Raw genomic sequence first — 18,651 nt, 5'->3', positions numbered from 1 at the left:
CTGTAATTATGGTGGACAAAAGAACAACACAGGCAACACGCAAAAAGCAGCAGCCGATTAGTGAGAAAAATGCCCTCAGTGTAGACATGTGGCGTTTTTATTTGATGTGGAGCGTGGTTTTATTCTGCTTTTTAGCTCTGGTGAGTCGTGCATTTTATGTGCAGGTGATCAATAAGGACTTTTTGCAAAACAAGGCCAATGCCAATATTTTAAGAACTGAAAAAATCAAGGCGATGCGTGGTGTCATCTATGACCGTCATGGTGTACCTCTGGCCATCAGTACGCCAGTAATGAAGGTGGTGATTGATCCGCGTGACTATTTTGAAACCAAAAAACAGTTTGACGAGATTACTGCTGAACTGGCCAAAGATCCCAATAATCGCAAACTGAAACGCCAGTTACCTGATAAAAATCTTAATCTGGATGAGCTTGCCGATGCAGTGGGCATCGACCGTGCCGAGCTGAAAAAGAAAATGAACGACAAACCTCGTTCACGTTATCTGGTGCTGCAAAAAGAAATTCCACCCCAGCAGGCAGAACTGATTGCCAAGCGTGAGTTCCAGGGGGTTTATACTGAGAAAAACTATAAACGTTACTATCCGCAGCCACAGCCCAATGCCCAGATTATTGGTTTAACTAATAGTGAAGGCGTGGGGATTGAAGGTCTGGAGATGCAGCTGAATAAGGCTTTGTCTGGTCATGATGGCGAACAGCAGATTGTGCGTGATAAAAAAGGCAACCGTTTTAAAGACCCTGAAATTATCAAGGAAGTCGAAGCTGGGGAAAATATCACCCTAAGTATCGATTCACGGCTGCAATATATTATGTACCGTGAGTTGACTGCTGCCGGTGTGGCCAATAATGCCCGCTCTGCAACCGCGATTGCGGTAGATGTCAAAACTGGTGAAATTCTGGCCATGACCAGCTGGCCTTCATATAATCCCAATGACAAAAAGAGTCTGGCTAATAAAGATGCCATGCGTAACCGCGGTGCCGTGGACTCGTTTGAGCCGGGTTCTACCATGAAACCGCTCACCGTAGCGATGGCGCTGGAAAGTGGCAAATATACCGCGAACTCTGTCGTCAATACTTCGCCGGGCAGTATGCGTATTGGTAACCATACCATCCGTGATACGCATAACTATGGCGCACTGACCCTGGGCGGTATTATCCAGAAATCTTCCAACGTGGGTGTGGCAAAAATTGCCTTGTCACTGCCTTATGCAACCTTACCGACTTTCTATAAACGCGTAGGTCTGGGACAGCGTTCTGCGGTGAAATTCCCGGGTGAAAGTGCAGGTCTGATTTTGCCGCCAAGCAAATGGAATGTCTCTGAAGTGGGTACTATGGCCTATGGCTATGGCCTGAATGCGACGGTACTGCAAATTGCCGATGCTTATGCCATGATTGCCAATAAAGGAGTCAAAGTCCCTTTAAGCTTATATAAATTAGAACAGCCACCGAAAGGCGAACAGATTATTGATGCAAAAATTGCCGATCAGGTGCTGTTGATGATGGAAGCTGTGACCTTGCCGGGTGGTACAGCACAACAGGCGAATATTCCAGGTTATCGTGTGGCGGGTAAGACCGGTACTGCGCATAAATTGCGTGCGGACCGTAAGGGGTATTCAGATAGTGAATATCGTGCGCTGTTTGCCGGTATGGCGCCGGTCAGTGATCCGCGTTTGGCGATGGTCATTGTGGTGGAAAACCCGAAAGGACAATATTACGGCGGTTTGGTGGCAGCACCGGTATTTGCACGTGTGATGCAGGAATCCTTACGTTTGATGAATGTGCCTTTAGATAAACCTTTAGATACTCCCAAAATCCAGTAACAGGTGATAAATGTCGATTACATTTCAAGATATCTACCATACTGAGAAAACCGCTGGATGGATGAGCAAGCCATTCACTGGCTTTAGTTTAGATAGTCGTAAAGTTGACGCAGGGCAAATTTTTATTGCCCTGACTAGTTTTTCTCAGCCTGAAAAAACCTTGCAGTTTGCCCAATCGGCTTTGGCAAGGGGGGCTCTGGCTGTGGTCAGCGAAACAGATTTAGGTCTGGAAAATAGTATAGTGGTAGCGAATGTCCGTCATTTGATGGGACAGTGGCAAAAACAGTATTTACAAGTGACCCAAGCTGTAAATGCCGCGCGCATTATTGCAGTGACAGGAACCAACGGTAAAACCACCATCTCGCGTTTAATTGCTGAACTGCTGATGTTGCAAGGCAAGAAATGCGCCGTGATGGGAACCACTGGTAACGGTATTTTACCGAATCTGGAAGCCTCTACGCATACTACGCTGGATGCCTTGCAGCTGCAAAATGCCTTACATGAATATGCGCAGGCCGGTGCTGAATTTGCAGCGATTGAAGCCAGCTCGCATGGTCTGGAACAGGGGCGTTTAAATGGCTGCGATATCGAAATTGCGGCATATAGTAACTTGAGTCGCGATCATCTGGATTATCACGGAACGCTTCAAGCTTATGCTGAAGCCAAGTCGCGATTATTTAAATTTTTGACTTTGAAAGTAGCCATTATCAACATTGATGATGAACATGCACAGGTCATGATTGACGCTGCCCAATCAAATCCTGCTCAACCGAAAATCCTTACTTACTCGACCACTCAGACAGCTGACTATCGGGTTGAAAATATTCAATATAGTTTAAACGGTGCCTGCTTTAAACTGATCACTGCGGATGGTGAATTTGAAGTCAATAGCCCATTGCTGGGTCATTTTAACGTAGAAAATCTGGTGGCGAGTCTGATTACTGCACAGCAGGCTGGCTTTAAGCTGACCGATTTGATTGCAGTTGCAGCACAACTGAAAGGTGCGCCGGGTCGTATGCAGGTCATTCGTGATGGTGAGCGCCTGTTTGTGGTGGATTATGCCCATACGCCGGATGCCCTGATCCAGGTGCTGACCACCTTAAAACGCCATGTAGCGAAAAATTTATGGGCAGTCTTTGGCTGTGGTGGCGATCGTGACCGTGGCAAGCGTCCGCTAATGACACAAGCTGCCCTGGACCATGCCAATGTCGTGCTGATCACTTCAGATAATCCGCGCACCGAAGACCCGGAACAGATTTTTGCCGACATGAAAGCAGGTATTGATTTTTCAAAGCATCCAGTACATGAAATTCATGACCGCCGTGAAGCGATCAAATTTGCAGTGAAACAGGCCCAGGCAGCTGATATTGTGGTCATTGCCGGTAAGGGGCATGAAAACTATCAGGAAATTGATGGCGTACGTCATTGGTTCGATGATGTGGTTGAAGTGCAGGCGGCCATTGATGCACAGCATCACTCACCAGATTCAGCTTATCCTGCGCAATAGGAAACCATCATGCATACATCAACTACCAGTACAGTACCTTTAGAACCGTGGACAGCCGTACAGCTTGCTGAAGCCACCCAGGGTTACTGGTTGAATGAGAAAGTGCCTCAAGGCGCAATCAAACGGATTTTGACCGATTCACGCTTTGCGGAAAAAGGCGATGCTTTTCTTGCTTTGCAAGGCGAACGTTTTGATGCGCATGATTTTGTTGCCCAAGTGGTGGCTAAGGGCTGTGAAATCGCAATTGTTAGCCATCCGGTGGATGCTGATATCTGTCAGCTTGTGGTTGCCGATACCCGTCTGGCATTGGGATATCTAGGGGCTTATCGCCGTGCGCAAAATTCACAATTGAAAGTGATTGCCCTAACTGGCAGTAGTGGTAAAACCACTACTAAGGAAATGCTCGGCAGTATCTTGTCACGTCTGGCACCGACCCTTATTACCCGCGGCAATCTGAATAACGATTTGGGCGTACCGATGATGCTGCTTGAGCTACGTGCTGAGCATCAGTATGCCGTGATGGAATTAGGTGCCAGCCATCAGGGTGAAATTGATTACACCTCAAATCTGGTGCAACCGCATGTCGCCGGGATTATCAATATTGGTACTGCACATTTAGGTGAGTTTGGCGGACGCGATGGTATCTGTCGGGCAAAATCGGAAATTTATCGTCATATTGATAAAGCAGGCACCTCAATTGTTCCTGCGGCAGATGATTTTACCGATATGATTCGCCAAGCGGTGCAAACTGAGAAGGTGTTGAGTTTCGGGCAGCATGATGATGTTTTTGCAACAGACATCGAGTTGCAAGCACAATCTTCCCGCTTTACGTTAAATACCCCGCAAGGTGTGCGTCAGATCAATCTGCCATTTGCTGGTGAGCACAATGTGCAGAATGCTACTGCCGCAGCTGCTTTTGCCTTGGCGATTGGTGTTGCGCTGGATGATATTGTGACCGGTTTGGAGCAGGCTAAAGGTGCGAAAGGCCGTTTGAACTTTATTCACACCGCAAAACATCTGTTTATTGATGATACCTACAATGCCAACCCGACGTCCATGCGCGCTGCAGCCGAAGTGCTGGCGCAACAGGAAGGCGTCAAAGTAATGGTGATTGGTGATATTGGTGAATTAGGTGTAAGTGCAGCACAGCAACACTATATGCTGGGGCGTGACCTGGTTTCGGTACCGGGAGTTCACTTCGTGGTTGCCGTGGGTGAATTTGCTCCGGCTACCCAGGAAGGGGCACGCAGTACCCAGTATGGCAAAAAACTGCAGGCCTTCTTGACCCAGGCACAAGCCCTTCCTTTCTTACTTAGTTTAATTGAAACGCATCAACCTCAATCCATGAGTTTCCTGTTCAAAGGTTCTCGTTATACCCACATGGAAACATTGATGGCTGATTTGATGGAGAAACTCTAAATGCTGTTATGGCTATTTGAACATTTGGCGGGCTTTGACAGCACGTTTCAGGTGGTTCGTTATTTAACTTTACGTGCTTTGCTCAGTGTCTTAACCGCATTGACCATTGGACTGGTTTTGGGTCCGGTGATGATCCGTAAGCTCCAGGCTTTAAAATACGGGCAGGCGGTAAGTTCTTTTGCTCCTGAAAATCATGCCAAAAAAATGGGAACCCCAACCATGGGCGGGATTCTGGTCCTGCTGTCGATTGGTATTTCAACCCTGTTATGGGCAGATTTATCTAATCCTTATGTCTGGATTGTACTGGGCGTGATGGTGATTTTTGGTGCTGTCGGCTGGGCAGATGACTGGATCAAGGTACGTTATAAAGACAATGCCGGTCTGCCTGCACGAAAAAAATTCTTCTGGACTTCAGTGGCTTCTTTGGGTGCCGGTATTGCCCTGTATGTGATTGCGACCCAGCAGGCTAATCCTGTGCATACCAGCAATATGCTGGATCTGTTGATTCCTTTCTTTAAAAATCTGACCATTCCATTATCTGTTATTCCTTTAGGGATTGGTTTCATTATCTTTACCTATTTGGTAATTAACGGTGCATCCAATGCGGTGAACCTGACAGATGGTCTGGATGGTCTGGCGATTATGCCGATTGTTCTGGTTGCTGCCGGTTTGGGGGTATTTGCCTATCTGGCCGGAGATGTCCGCTTTGCCAATTATCTGCATATCCCTTATGTAAAATATTCTTCTGAACTGGTGGTGATCTGTGCAGCCATGATTGGTGCCGGTTTGGCCTTTCTTTGGTATAACGCACATCCTGCACAAGTATTTATGGGTGATGTCGGAGCTTTATCCTTAGGTGCAATGCTGGGTACGATTGCAGTCATGGTTCGTCAGGAAATCGTGTTTGCAATTATGGGCGGGGTCTTTGTAGTAGAAGCCATTTCGGTGTTCCTGCAAATTGGTTCACTGCGTATGCGTAACAAACGTGTCTTCCTGATGGCGCCACTACATCATCATTATGAGAAAAAAGGCTGGCGTGAAACCCAGGTGGTAATTCGTTTCTGGATTATTACGATTATGCTGGTAGTTTTAGGCTTAATGACCTTAAAATTGCGTTAAGCAAATATTCGAAAAAAGCTGGCATTTGCTCCCACATCTGCCAGCTTTTTTATCGCCTGATTTCAGGCATTGGAGAAAAATATGAATCTGCTGATGTGTCCTGTCTGTCATGGAGTATTGAAACTGACTGGAAAAACATGGCACTGTGTGAATAATCACAGTTATGACGTGGCCAAACAAGGCTATGTGAACCTGCATGTAGTACAGCATAAGCACAGTAAGAATCCGGGTGATACACCTGAGTCGGTACAGGCGCGTCGTGCATTTTTAAGTGCCGGTTTTTATGCGCCTTTACAGCAGGCAGTGGTTGAAAAAATTCGTGAATTACGCATTGAAAATCTGCTGGATATTGGTTGTGGTGAAGGTTATTACACCAGTGCCATGCAGGCGGAAGTACTGCAATGTGTCGGTGTGGATATTGCTAAAAATGCGGTTCAGGTTGCAGCCAAGCTCAATAAAAATGTGACCTGGGTGGTGGGAACCGGAGCTACTGTGCCGATACTGGATGCTTCAATTGATTTATGTACCAGTTTATTCAGTCCGATTCCGAAACCGGAAATATTAAGGGTACTGAAACCGCATGCCTATTTGATGGTGGTGACCCCGGCGAAAGAGCATTTATATGCCATGCGTGAGGCACTTTTTGCAGAAGTGAATCCGCATGAGCCGCATAAGTTTGTCACTCAGTTGCAAGATGCTTTTGAGCTGGTGGAGGAAAGTGTGGTCGATGCCCCCCTTACCTTGTCACAAGCGGATTTAAAGCATCTGATTGCGATGACGCCTTATGCCTATAAAGCCAAGCCAGAGCGACGTCAGGTGTTAGAGCAGAAAGATCAGTTTGAGTTAAAGGCCCAATTTCAGATTTATTTATTTAAAAAGAAATAAGCCGCATAAAAAAACTCCCTCAAATGAGGGAGTTTTTTTATCCATTGGAGTGTAAAATCTCGGGGGTAGTCCGAGTATATAAGCGACACGACATGAAGTGTCGTTCAAGTTTGTTTGATGGTTTTTTTAAGACCATCAAAATATTAATATAAGCACATGAAGACACTTAAATTGCGTATCAAGGACAAACATTGCGAGGTGCTAGACCAATTGGCATCCGAAGTGAATTTTGTCTGGAATTATGTGAATGATTTAAGTTTCAAGCACCTTAAAAGAAAAGGTGAATTTCTAACTGCTTACGATATTGCCAAGTACACTAAAGGCACATCAAAAGAATGTGGGCTTCATAGCCAAACTATTCAGGCTATTACTGAAGAATTGGTCATACGAAGGAAACAGTTTAAAAAAACAAAACTGAAATGGCGTGTGAGCAACAAGAAATCAGCAAGAAGATCGCTTGGATGGATACCCCTCAAGAAAGTTGCCATCAAGTATGCTGATGGCTATGTACAATACGGCAAGCATCAGTTCAAGGTGTGGGATAGTTACGGTTTAAGCCAATACAGCATTAAGACAGGTTCATTCATTGAGGATAGCCGTGGGCGTTGGTATGTATGTCTAGTGGTGAATTCACCTAAGCAAGTCAAGCCGACAGCAACCAAAGCAATTGGCATTGATCTTGGTTTAAAGGCTATCGCAACGTGTTCCGATGGTACGATAATTTCGAATCCTAAATTCTATCGTCAATATGAGCATAAATTAGGAATTGCTCAACGAGCAAAGAATAAAAAACGTGTACGTGCGTTACACGCCAAGATTGCAAATAGTCGTAAAGATCATTTGCACAAAGCAAGCACTATGCTTGTAAGGGAAAATGCACTGATTGTTGTAGGTAATCTAAGTGCGAATAAACTTGTAAAAACTAAGATGGCAAAGTTTGTTTTAGATACAGGATTTTCAGCACTTAAAATAATGCTCAAGTATAAATGCGAGAACGCAGGGGTATTGTTTGAAGAAGTCAACGAAGCCTATACCACCCAAATTTGTTCGAGTTGTGGTGAAATATCTCACAGCAGCCCGAAAGGTAGAGCAGATTTGCGAATAAGAGAATGGGATTGTATGGTGTGCGGTACACACCACGATCGGGATTTAAATTCCGCCCTAAACATTCTTGCGCTTGGGCATAAGCGTCTAGCAGTAGGAATCCCCTTACTTTAGCTAGGGGAAGATGTCAATGAAATACATCAATCAGATTATCCAGAGCATCTGGTTTGCTGTTTTGTTTTTGCATATCTGGAGGATTTGCATTATCTGGAACGAGAATTTCTTCTTCCGGCAAGTCGTCAAAGTCGCTTTCCGGTGCCCGCACTGGGGCAGCAGGTGCCGGACGGTACAACGGACGAGCCAAAGGTGGAGAGGAGCGATCTGTCTGGACGGGTTCACCTATAGTAATTGTCTGGTTACGATTGGCTGGTGCTTTGGCATTTTTGTCAAAATGTACCCAAGCTGTTGGTGTACCTTTTAAGGCATTGCCCATAAAGTTGGTCCAGATTGGCAAGGCAGCAACACCACCGTATTCACGACGACCTAGTGTACTTGGTTGGTCAAAACCAACCCATGCTACAGTCACCAGTTTACCATTAAACCCTGCAAACCAGGCATCTTTGGCATCATTGGTGGTTCCTGTTTTACCGCCAATATCATCACGGCCAATTCTGAGTGCGGCACGTCCGGTACCATGCTGAATCACATCACGCAGAATATTGGCCATGTCATATGCCGAGCTTGATTTCAAGATACGCTGTGCCTGACGGTACTGGCTCTTCGTTTCATCCAGCTCAAGTTGGGCCAGCTGTTTTTCTTCTGGCAGCGTCTGATTGGTGACATTAATCACTTCATCATCAGGGGTCACAGGTTCTGCGGATGCAGTTTCTTCATCATTTTGATTGATGCAGGAAATACAAGCATATTCCGGATTGCTTTGATAAATCACTTTGCCATACGCGTCTTCAATACGGTCAATAAAATGTGGCTGAATGCGGTAACCGCCATTTGCGAAAGTGGCATAGCCTGTGGCCATTTGAATAGGAAGAACTTGTGGTGTACCTAAGGCAATCGTGTAATTTCGCGGGATCTGATTTTCATGCAAACCAAAATCCATCAGTAATTGTCGGGTACGCTCGATGCCCACCGTTTGCAGCAGGCGAACCGATACCGTATTTCGCGATAAATACAAGGCACGACGTAATGGAATCATGCCAAGATAACGACCATCGGAATTTTTTGGTGACCATTTGCCAATGGTGATCGGACTGTCATTGACCATGCTATAGGGGGTCATGCCACGTTCAAGTGCCAATGCATAAACAAAGGGTTTAATGGTCGAACCTGGTTGACGCCAGCCCTGTAAGGCACGGTTGAATTTGGACTGATAAAAATTGTATCCACCAACAATTGCTTCAATTGCACCATTGTTCGGGTTTAATGCAATCAGCTGGCCTTGTGCTTTAGGAATCTGTACCAGTGCCCAAGAGGTTTTATTGTCATTCGGGCGTAAGCGGATAATATCGTTTATTTTCACGATTTGTGCAGCTGTACGCGGAGCAGGACCAATGCTATTGGCATTTCGATAGGGAGCAGCCCAAGACATGCCTGACCAGGGCACAGTCACGGTAGAGCCATCTTGCATCAAAGCTTCAAAAGAGTTTTTCTCGACTTTAACCACCTTGGCAGGATAGGTATTTGCATAAGGGATGAAATCGCTCAGTGGTTTGTCATGTGCCTCGGCACCTCTCCAGCCGTGTCGGCGGTCATAGGCTTCGAGACCTTCCTGTACAGACTGTTCTGCGAAGGCCTGACGTTGGCTATTGATCGTGGTATAAACTTTATAGCCAGAATCAATTGCTTGTTCACCAAACTTTTCCACCAATTCTGAACGGACCATTTCACCGACATAGGGATATTTGTTATTGATGCCACGTTCTGGCATATCGAGGTTAACCGGTTCAGCAATGGCCTGTTTATACTGAGTTTGATTGATATAACCCAACTGCAGCATACGACCCAGAATCCAGTTGCGGCGTTCCAAGGCGCGGGTAGGATTGACGACAGGATTGTATTTTGAGGGTGCTTTGGGTAGGCCGGCAATCATGGCCATTTGAGCAATACTGAGCTGATCCAGATTTTTGTTGTAGTAAATTTTTGCAGCCGCAGCAATCCCGTAGGCATTTTTACCCAAGAAGATTTTATTTACGTATAAGGTAAGAATTTCTTCTTTGGTCAGGTTCTGTTCAATTTTGCGTGCCAGAAAAATTTCAGTCAGTTTGCGTTTTAATGTACGTTCAGGGGTTAAATAATAGTTTTTTGCCACTTGCATGGTAATGGTGGAACCACCAGTTTGCACATTGGAACCGGTGATGGTTTCACTCACCGCACGACCTAAACCTTTAAAACTGATGCCGCTATGTTCAAAAAACGATGAATCTTCTGCAGCAAGAAAAGCAGAGATAAAAGGTTTGGGAATCTGTTTGTATTCCACCGGGACAGATAACTTTCCGCCATACTCGGCAATCAGCTCATTATCTGCACTATATACTTGTAAAGGTTTTAATAATGGCGCCTTTTTTAAGGTGGTCATTTTAGGCAGGGATGGGGCAATATAGAGATACATACCATAAAATCCCATCGGAATTGAGACCAAGACTATAATTATGATCAAAAAAAATGGATGAACATGGCCCGAACAAGATAGCTTTTTCATAACAAGTAAGTTTTAATAAGAGCTAATGGCAAACTAATTGGCGGTCAGTATAGCCTTTACACATACAGATTGTTAGATGAGTTATTGTATCTGTATAAAATTATAGACCATCACTGATTAGTAAGTTACTTTTATTGGGGATAAAAAAATAATAGGAATTATATTGTGCTCAGGTTATATCGTAAGCCGAATAAGGGATTAATAGGAGTAGATATTAGTTCTACTTCTGTTAAATTGTTAGAACTTTCTGTTAAGAGTGGTAACAGGTATTGGGTAGAAAGCTATGCGCTGATTCCTTTGCCTGAAGGTAGTGTTGTTGAAAAAAATATTTTAAATCCAGAAGCAGTGGGTGATGCGCTAGAGCGAGCACTCAATCTTGCCAATACTCAATGTACAGCTGCAGCGCTCGCAGTCCCAACTTCACTGGTCATTACGAAAACCATTGAAATGGATGCGGATATGACGGATGACGAACGTGAAGTCCAGATTCGTATGGATGCCGAGCAATATATTCCCTTTCCTCTGGACGAAGCTAGTCTGGATTTTGAAGTATTGCCGGATCGTTTAGCCAATCCGAATCGGGTAAATGTGCTTTTAGTTGCAACGCGTCTTGAAAATGTAGAAGCACGTGCTGAAGTGCTGGAACTGGCTAACCTGACACCAAAAATTGCCGATGTTGAAAGTTTTGCGCTAGAAAATGCCTATAAAGTATTTTCCGATACTTTACCAATAGGTGTGAATACGGTGGGTATTTTAGATATTGGTCATACCATGACGACCTTATCTGTCATGCAAAATAATAAAGTGATTTATACCAGAGAACAGGTGTTTGGTGGTAAACAGCTGACTCAAGAAATTCAAAATCGTTATGGTCTGTCTTTTGAAGAAGCGGGCCGTGCCAAGAAAACCCGTTCATTGCCCGATGACTATGATGTTGAAGTCTTAGAGCCATTCTTGGAAGCTGTAGTTCAGCAAGCAGCAAGATCACTGCAGTTCTTCTTCTCGTCTTCACAGTTCAATGAGATTGACCACATTTTATTGGCGGGGGGGAATGCGAATATTCCAGGACTCGCGAAATTACTACAACAAAAACTGGGTTATCGCGTCACAATTGCCAACCCATTTTTGCAAATGGGGTTTTCTCCACAAATCGATATTAAAAAAATAGAGAATGATGCTTCCTCGCTCATGGTGGCATGTGGTCTGGCATTGAGGAGTTTTGATTAATGGCAAGAATTAACTTGCTCCCTTGGCGTGATGAGCTGAGAGAGAAACGGAAAAAAGAATTTATAGCAATTTGTATTGGGGCGGCATTCGTTGGCGCTTTGGCGGTTACATCCTCATGGTTTTATTATGACCATAAACTTGAAGACCAGGAACAGGCCAATCAGCTGATTACCAGCACCAATCAAAATCTTGATGTGCAATTAAAATCTCTGGAAGGTTTGGAAGCGCAGCGTAATGCTATTATTGAGCGTATGAAACTGATTCAAGGCTTGCAAGGGCAACGTCCGATTGCAGTACGTCTGATTGATGAACTGGTTCGTGTTACGCCAGCTAATTTGTACATTACCAAATTTGTGCGTACAGGCGATAAATTTACCATTGAAGGCAGAGCTGAAAGTCCAAATACCGTGGCAGAATTTTTGCGTAATTTAGAAGCATCTGCCTGGTATCGCAACGCTTTTATGAATTCTTTTTTAGCAGTTGAAGAACAAAAAGATAAAGAGCCAAGTTCCGTGATTCCGCGTATTGAAGAGGGCTATGGTTCATTTGTGGTGACTGCTGACTTAGATGAAATCGCCCAACCTGCTGCACCAGAAGCACAACAACAAGCACCATCCAATACAGCTAATTCAACCGTGGAGGCGACCGAATGAGTCTCGATGAATTTGATGAATTAAATCCAAATGAAGCTGTGGTGCGTAAAAAGAAAATGACGCTGGATAAGTTTCTTCAGCAGTTCAATACCTTAGATCCAAATAATTATGGTAGTTGGCCCTTATCCGTCAAAATCACCTGTTGGATTTTGATTGTTGTCATGATTGCTTTTCTCGGGTATTTTTTAACAATTAAAAGTAAATTGGATAATATTTCGAATGCTGCTGCTCAAGAGCAAAACCTACTTAACGAGTTTCGTGAAAAAGATTCTAAACTTCGCAATTTGCAGTTGTTGCAAGCACAGTTACAGGAAATGGAAGCGAATTTTAATCAGCAATTGGAACAATTGCCTAAAGAAACTGAAATTCCAGGACTGGTTGAAGATATCAACGTCACTGGTGTAAATTCTGGTCTGAAATTCAAAAATATCCGTTTAGAAAATGAAATAAAACAAGAGTTCTTTATTGAACAGCCAATTGCGATTGAGGCAACCGGTGATTATCATGCTTTTGGTTCTTTTGTAAGCGGGATTGCTGCACTGCCACGTATTGTGACTTTGCATGATTTTGAGATTACCGCCTCGGAAAATAAAGAGAAAAAATCTGATATTCCTCAAGTGAATTATAACGTTAAAGCAAAAACATACCGTTATATCGGTGCTGCGGATGCTCAAGCGACAGAAACGCAAGCTGAGAATGCAAATTCAACTGCTACGGCTGGAGGGAAATAGTAATGAAAATGCAAAAATTCTCTCTAAGCTTCATGTTGGGTTTATTGTTGGTGGGCTGTGATTCACGTATTGATGCCGTGAATGAGGAAATGGCCAATATTCGCAACCAGCCGCCATTGCCGATTGAACCTGCACCGGTTTTTCCACCTGTACCGACATTTGATTATGCTGCACACCAACTTAAAAGTCCTTTTTTACCGAGCTCACTAGCTGCTGAATTAAAAATTATGTCAGGAAAACGTGTCTATCCTAATTTATCACGTCAACTGCAACCTTTAGAAAGCTATGCAATTGAATCCTTGAATATGAAAGGAAGTATGCGTAGCCAGTCTGGACAGATCCTGGCATTAATTCAAACCCCGGATGGTGAAATTGAGCGGATACAGCGCGGCAGTTATATGGGCATGAATCATGGTCGTGTAGTCAATATCACGCCTACACAGATTGATCTCGTGGAAATTGTTCCAGATGGGCGAGAAGGATACGTGGAGCGTCCAAGAAGTCTAGTATTAATTGGACCGGCGCCTTAAGTTTAAAAGGAATAAAAATGAATAATAGGTTTAAAGATTTTATATTTGGGGATGGCAATACAATGAACCATTTGTTTCGTCAATTTTCTATGGGTGCTGTTGCGATTGCGATCATGCAGGTTGCAAATGCACAGGTGAGTATGACCAATATTGTACCGATGCAGATTGCAGGCCAAGGTACAGAAATTCGTGTGATGTTTAATGGTTTGCCACCACAACCTCAGGCTTATCAATTAGAGCAACCATCACGTTTAATTCTTGATTTTGATAAAGCCCAACAAAATTTAAGACAAAATAGTATTCTGGTTGCAACAAAAGAAGCGACTTCCATCGATGTGAGTTCTGATGCGCAACGCTCACGTTTAACCGTGAATTTGGCTGAAGCGGGTGCCTTTACCACGCGTGTCGAAGGCAATACTTTTATTTTAAAAATTAATTCTGCAGCTGCGAATGCATTTACCTCTCAGCCAGTTGTTACCCAAAAAGCTGCGCAAGGTATTTCCAATATTGGTTTCCAGCGCGGCAGTCAGGGTGAAGGTCAAATCGTTGTGGATTTATTGGGGAGCAATACTCCGGTAGATGTACAACAACAGGGCAGTAAAGTGGTGGTGCGAACTCTAGGTAATAAAGTTCCAACGCACTTGGCACGTCGTTTAAATGTCAATGATTTCGCAACTCCCGTATCTACGGTCGATGCTACCAATAATGGTGGCAATGGAGTGATTACGATTCAAACTTCTGGCAGCTATGAATATATGGCTTATCAGACGGATAATAAACTGACTATCAGCTTAAAACGACCTGAAGATAAGAATCCACTTAAACCTAAAGCCGCAAATGCTTATACAGGGAAAAAGATTTCTTTAGATTTTCAGGATATTGAAGTACGTCGTGTCCTTCAGTTGCTGGCTGACTTCACTGGTATCAATATGGTGACTGCGGATAGCGTGCAAGGCAATATTACCCTGCGTTTAAAAGATGTACCATGGGATCAGGCTTTAGATATTATTTTAAAAACCAAAAATCTGGATAAGCGCCGTAACGGAAATGTCATCTGGATTGCGCCAGTATCGGAATTGATTAAGGCGGAAGAGGAAGAAGCCAAAGCACTGGCTCAAAGTGTGAAATTGGCGCCAATACAGACCGAGTATATGCAACTCAGCTATGCAAAGGTTGCTGATATTGAAAAACTGATTACCCAAGCAAAATCATCAAATAATAGTAATTCTAGTAATTCTAGTAATTCTAGTAATGACAATAATAATTCTAGTGAAACCCTGCTAAGTCCACGTGGTACTGTTTCAGTTGATGTACGTACTAATACGCTGATCGTTAATGATACTGCACAAAATATTGATAAAGTCCGCAAGATGGTCGATTTACTCGATATTCCTGTGAAACAGGTCATGGTTGAAGCACGTATTGTTCGTGCTTCCACAGAGTTTAGTAAAGAGATGGGGGTGAAGTGGGGTATATTGTCGCAAGGCATTAATCAAAACAATGATTTGTTGGTTGGCGGTAGTGATACAACCTTATGGGATTTAAAAACACCGGATGATGAGGGTAAATATACCATTCAAAGACCAGATAACTTAAATGTGGATTTAGGCGTGACTAATCCAGCAGGTAAAATTGCCTTCGGTTTAATCAGCTTATCTGATTTTATGTTGGATCTAGAACTTTCTGCCTTACAAGCAGATGGTTATGGTGAAGTGGTTTCTACGCCAAAAGTATTAACCGCAGATAAACAGAAAGCTAAAGTAGAATCAGGTTTCCAAATTCCTTATCAATCTAGTGAGGGCGGTGGTGCTAATGCGGTATCGAAAACAGAATTTAAAGATGTTGTATTAAGTTTAGATGTGACTCCTAGTATTACTCCAGAAGGTAAGGTTCAAATGAATCTTAATATTTCTAGTGATAGTATTGCAGGAACTACTCCTCAAGGTGAATTTTATTTAGCTAAAAATAAAATTAATACCAATGTTTTGGTGGATAATGGTGAAACTGTGGTACTTGGTGGGATTTTTGAACAAGAGTCCATTAATAAGCAAACTAAAGTACCATTCTTGGGGGATATTCCTTACGTAGGCCGTTTATTTCGTAAAGATTTGAAGACGGATAATAAGCGAGAGCTATTGATTTTTGTTACACCACGAATTGTTAATGACAGTGTTTCAAGAAATCATTAATATATTTTAAATTTAGCAAAATAAATAGGTGACTCCTTGCCAAGCAATGAGTTTGAAACCCTGCCAAATGTCTATTTGGTAGGGCCAATGGGGGCTGGAAAAACAACTGTTGGTCGCCATTTAGCGGAACTGTTGGGACGAGAGTTTCTTGATAGTGATCAGGAAATTGAGCGTAAAACAGGTGCGACCATTCCTTGGATCTTTGAAAAAGAAGGTGAAAAGGGATTTCGTAACCGTGAAACAATGGTGATTGATGAACTCACAGCCCGTTCACACTTGGTTGTTGCAACCGGTGGTGGCGCAGTGACCCAGTTGCCTAATCGCGAATTTTTAAAACAACGTGGAATTGTTGTTTACCTCTATACTCCTGTTGAAATCCAGTTACAGCGCACTTATCGGGATAAGAACCGTCCTTTACTGCAAGTTGAAAATCCTGAACAAAAGTTACGTGATTTATTGGCAGTTCGTGATCCTTTATATCGTGAAATTGCAGATTATATTATTGAGACAAATCAGGGCGCTGCTCGAGATTTGGCGCAAAAAATCTTACAAATGATTGTTTCTGAAGAAACAAAGCTAGTCTAATTAACGGTTTTAATTTCATGCAAACTTTACATGTTGAACTCGGTGATCGCCGTTATCCTATCTTTATTGGCAGTGATTTGGATCCTCAATCATTGCTTGAGCCGTATATTCGCGGAAAACAGGTCATGCTGGTCACCAATACCACGGTTGCGCCTTTGTATCTGGAACATTATGTGACTGCAATCGAGCATTTGGGAAAAACAGTCGCAACATGTATTTTGCCTGATGGTGAGCAATATAAAAATATTGAACACCTGAACCTGATTTTTGATGCCTTATTGGAAGCGGGTTTTAACCGTGATGCCACTGTACTCGCTTTGGGTGGTGGCGTGATTGGGGATATGGCAGGCTTTGCATCTGCCTGTTTTCAGCGCGGCGTTTATTTTATTCAGGTGCCTACAACCCTGCTGTCGCAAGTGGATTCCAGTGTAGGCGGGAAAACTGGGATTAATCATCCACTCGGTAAAAACATGATCGGGGCTTTTCAGCAACCTCAGGTCGTGCTTGCTGATATGTCGCAGCTGTCGACCTTACCCGACCGTGAATTATCTGCCGGTCTGGCAGAAGTGATTAAATATGCCTTGCTGGGAGACCGTGATTTCCTGGTCTGGCTTGAACAAAATATGGATGGTCTGGTCGCGCGAGAGGCACAATTGCTGGCCGAAGCTGTTTATCGTTCCTGTGCCCATAAAGCACGCATTGTGGCGAATGATGAAAAAGAACAGGGCGAACGTGCCTTATTGAATTTAGGTCATACTTTTGGTCATGCGATTGAATCCTATCTGGGTTATGGGGTCTGGCTGCATGGCGAAGCTGTGGCTACCGGTATGGTGATGGCGGCTGATTTGTCACAGCGTATGGGCTGGATTTCACAGGAAGATCTGGAACGTACAAAAAAAATCATTCAACGTGCACATTTGCCAGTAAAATGCCCAGTGATTCCACTGCAAGAATTTCTTGGCTATATGGCACATGATAAAAAAGTGCTGAATGGACAATTACGTCTGGTCCTGATGAAATCGCTCGGGCAGGCTGTGATCAGCAAAGAATTTGATGTGGAATTGATGAAACAGGCGATTTTAGCGAATCAAGAAAAGGCATAAACCATGGCAACCTTCCGGACACAATGGCAACGTATTCAAAACTATATCTGGCTGGTGTGTGGGATGGTGTGCCTGTTTGCAGCACTGATCTTTTGGGCGATTACCGACAGTGAGGCTTTGGTTGAGGTGGAAAAGTCTGCTGAAACTGAATCTGAACTGCAAATTCAGCCGGAAAAGGTTGCTGCGACCAGCCTGCTGGGTGCGCTTCAGGAAGAGGTGCGCCCTTTACAAATGACTACACGGGTGGTGACCACAGGAAGTTATGAGCCAGAATTTCGTGGCAGCAAATTTATTAATGATAATAAAAATGCAAGTACTATCGAATTGTTTCGCGCAACTAAAGATGATGTGATTCGAAGCTTTCTGAAAAAACAGGCGAATCGCAACAACTTTTTTTATATTCGTTTGAGTGGTGAGAACCAGATTGAACAATATGTACTTCTTTATGGTATCTATCGAAATAAAGATGAAGCTCAACATGTATTAGAACAATTACCGCTACAATTTCCCAAGACTGTTCAGCCTAAAGTACAGGATATTGAGAATTATGTTTCTTTAGTCAATGACATGGGTGCAGATGAAATGGGCAGTAATCATAAATTGTATGCAGTCAATCTCAAATCAGTCCCTTTGCCAAAAGTGGATGAAAGTTTGCTGGTTTTGCCGAAGCCTAAGCCGGCTGCAGCTGAGACTGATCCTAAAAATGCAACCACGACCACCACAGTAACCCGGCGTGATGAACAGGGTAATGTGGTAGATATCCAGCAGTCACATTCAGGTGCGGATATTGCACCGAAACAAGGCGGAAACAAGATTTCGGAAAAAGAAATTAATGACCCATTTAATTAAAAATATAGTTCTAAAATAGAGCAATTTGAGTTATAAAATTATTTATATGCACAAATATAGTGCGAAATATGTTTCTTGAAAATTAATCTAAAGTTAATGAAATTTTAATATTTCTATATTTAAAACATTTAGCACTCTAATTTTTAAATTGGCATATTTTTTGCTTTATTGGTGCATGAATTGAGTTAATGTCCCTGTTTTGGCGCGAAAAGATTCAATGAGTGTGCGAAATTGTCAAATTTACCTGCTTTAAAAGAGT

General features: G+C 43.3%; 15 protein-coding genes. 14 read left to right on the top strand and 1 reads right to left on the bottom strand.

Going from position 1 to position 18,651, the window contains the following annotated elements:
- Nucleotides 1–8: 8 nt before the first annotated feature.
- The 6 genes from ftsI (at nucleotide 9) to B9T38_RS13045 (ending at nucleotide 7,983) form a co-directional block, all read left to right on the top strand.
- Nucleotides 9–1,835: a penicillin-binding protein PBP3 gene (ftsI, locus tag B9T38_RS13070; protein WP_086197215.1), complete on the top strand. Its 1,827-nt coding sequence runs from the start codon at nucleotides 9–11 to the stop codon at nucleotides 1,833–1,835.
- Nucleotides 1,836–1,845: 10 nt separating this feature from the next.
- Nucleotides 1,846–3,342 (top strand): UDP-N-acetylmuramoyl-L-alanyl-D-glutamate--2,6-diaminopimelate ligase, encoded by a 1,497-nt coding sequence (locus tag B9T38_RS13065; RefSeq protein WP_086197214.1) that lies wholly within the window; start codon nucleotides 1,846–1,848, stop codon nucleotides 3,340–3,342.
- 9 nt (nucleotides 3,343–3,351) lie between these two features.
- The gene (locus tag B9T38_RS13060) at nucleotides 3,352–4,761 is read left to right on the top strand and encodes a UDP-N-acetylmuramoyl-tripeptide--D-alanyl-D-alanine ligase (RefSeq protein ID WP_086197213.1); all 1,410 of its coding nucleotides are present in this window, start codon (nucleotides 3,352–3,354) and stop codon (nucleotides 4,759–4,761) included.
- Nucleotides 4,762–5,880 carry a phospho-N-acetylmuramoyl-pentapeptide-transferase gene (mraY, locus tag B9T38_RS13055; protein WP_086197212.1) on the top strand — a complete coding sequence of 373 codons (1,119 nt, stop codon included), beginning with the start codon at nucleotides 4,762–4,764 and terminating at the stop codon, nucleotides 5,878–5,880.
- 81 nt (nucleotides 5,881–5,961) lie between these two features.
- Nucleotides 5,962–6,765 carry a putative RNA methyltransferase gene (locus B9T38_RS13050; protein WP_086197211.1) on the top strand — a complete coding sequence of 268 codons (804 nt, stop codon included), beginning with the start codon at nucleotides 5,962–5,964 and terminating at the stop codon, nucleotides 6,763–6,765.
- A gap of 156 nt (nucleotides 6,766–6,921) precedes the next feature.
- Nucleotides 6,922–7,983, top strand: coding sequence for an RNA-guided endonuclease InsQ/TnpB family protein (locus tag B9T38_RS13045; protein WP_086197210.1), 1,062 nt, complete (start codon nucleotides 6,922–6,924; stop codon nucleotides 7,981–7,983).
- Between the two features lie 13 nt (nucleotides 7,984–7,996).
- Here the strand turns inward: B9T38_RS13045 and ponA are convergent, their stop codons facing one another.
- Nucleotides 7,997–10,525 (bottom strand): penicillin-binding protein PBP1a, encoded by a 2,529-nt coding sequence (gene ponA, locus B9T38_RS13040; RefSeq protein WP_086197209.1) that lies wholly within the window; start codon nucleotides 10,523–10,525, stop codon nucleotides 7,997–7,999.
- Nucleotides 10,526–10,690: 165 nt separating this feature from the next.
- Between ponA and B9T38_RS13035 the strand changes: the two genes are divergently transcribed.
- From B9T38_RS13035 to B9T38_RS13000, 8 genes are all read left to right on the top strand, one after another.
- Nucleotides 10,691–11,752 carry a pilus assembly protein PilM gene (locus B9T38_RS13035; RefSeq protein ID WP_086197208.1) on the top strand — a complete coding sequence of 354 codons (1,062 nt, stop codon included), beginning with the start codon at nucleotides 10,691–10,693 and terminating at the stop codon, nucleotides 11,750–11,752.
- Nucleotides 11,752–12,405: a PilN domain-containing protein gene (locus B9T38_RS13030; RefSeq protein WP_086197207.1), complete on the top strand. Its 654-nt coding sequence runs from the start codon at nucleotides 11,752–11,754 to the stop codon at nucleotides 12,403–12,405. The genes B9T38_RS13035 and B9T38_RS13030 overlap by 1 nt, the downstream gene beginning before the upstream one ends.
- Nucleotides 12,402–13,136, top strand: a complete 735-nt coding sequence (locus tag B9T38_RS13025; protein ID WP_086197206.1) for a type IV pilus inner membrane component PilO — start codon at nucleotides 12,402–12,404, stop codon at nucleotides 13,134–13,136. The genes B9T38_RS13030 and B9T38_RS13025 overlap by 4 nt, the downstream gene beginning before the upstream one ends.
- A gap of 2 nt (nucleotides 13,137–13,138) precedes the next feature.
- A complete protein-coding gene (locus B9T38_RS13020; protein WP_086197205.1) occupies nucleotides 13,139–13,666 on the top strand; it encodes a pilus assembly protein PilP in 528 nt (175 codons plus the stop codon).
- A 62-nt stretch (nucleotides 13,667–13,728) separates the two neighbouring features.
- The gene (locus tag B9T38_RS13015) at nucleotides 13,729–15,855 is read left to right on the top strand and encodes a type IV pilus secretin PilQ (protein WP_171263240.1); all 2,127 of its coding nucleotides are present in this window, start codon (nucleotides 13,729–13,731) and stop codon (nucleotides 15,853–15,855) included.
- A 36-nt stretch (nucleotides 15,856–15,891) separates the two neighbouring features.
- Nucleotides 15,892–16,440, top strand: a complete 549-nt coding sequence (gene aroK / locus B9T38_RS13010) for a shikimate kinase AroK (protein ID WP_086197203.1) — start codon at nucleotides 15,892–15,894, stop codon at nucleotides 16,438–16,440.
- A gap of 17 nt (nucleotides 16,441–16,457) precedes the next feature.
- Entirely contained in the window at nucleotides 16,458–17,543 is a 1,086-nt protein-coding gene (aroB, locus tag B9T38_RS13005; RefSeq protein ID WP_086197202.1) for a 3-dehydroquinate synthase, read from the top strand.
- Between the two features lie 3 nt (nucleotides 17,544–17,546).
- On the top strand, nucleotides 17,547–18,392 hold the full coding sequence (locus tag B9T38_RS13000; RefSeq protein WP_086197201.1) for a hypothetical protein: 846 nt from the start codon (nucleotides 17,547–17,549) through the stop codon (nucleotides 18,390–18,392).
- Nucleotides 18,393–18,651 lie beyond the last annotated feature (259 nt).

This window comes from Acinetobacter sp. ANC 4218 (genome assembly GCF_002135245.1).
Taxonomy (GTDB): domain Bacteria; phylum Pseudomonadota; class Gammaproteobacteria; order Pseudomonadales; family Moraxellaceae; genus Acinetobacter.
Note: the sequence above shows the minus strand (reverse complement) of the source record. Positions and strands in the feature narration are given on the sequence as shown.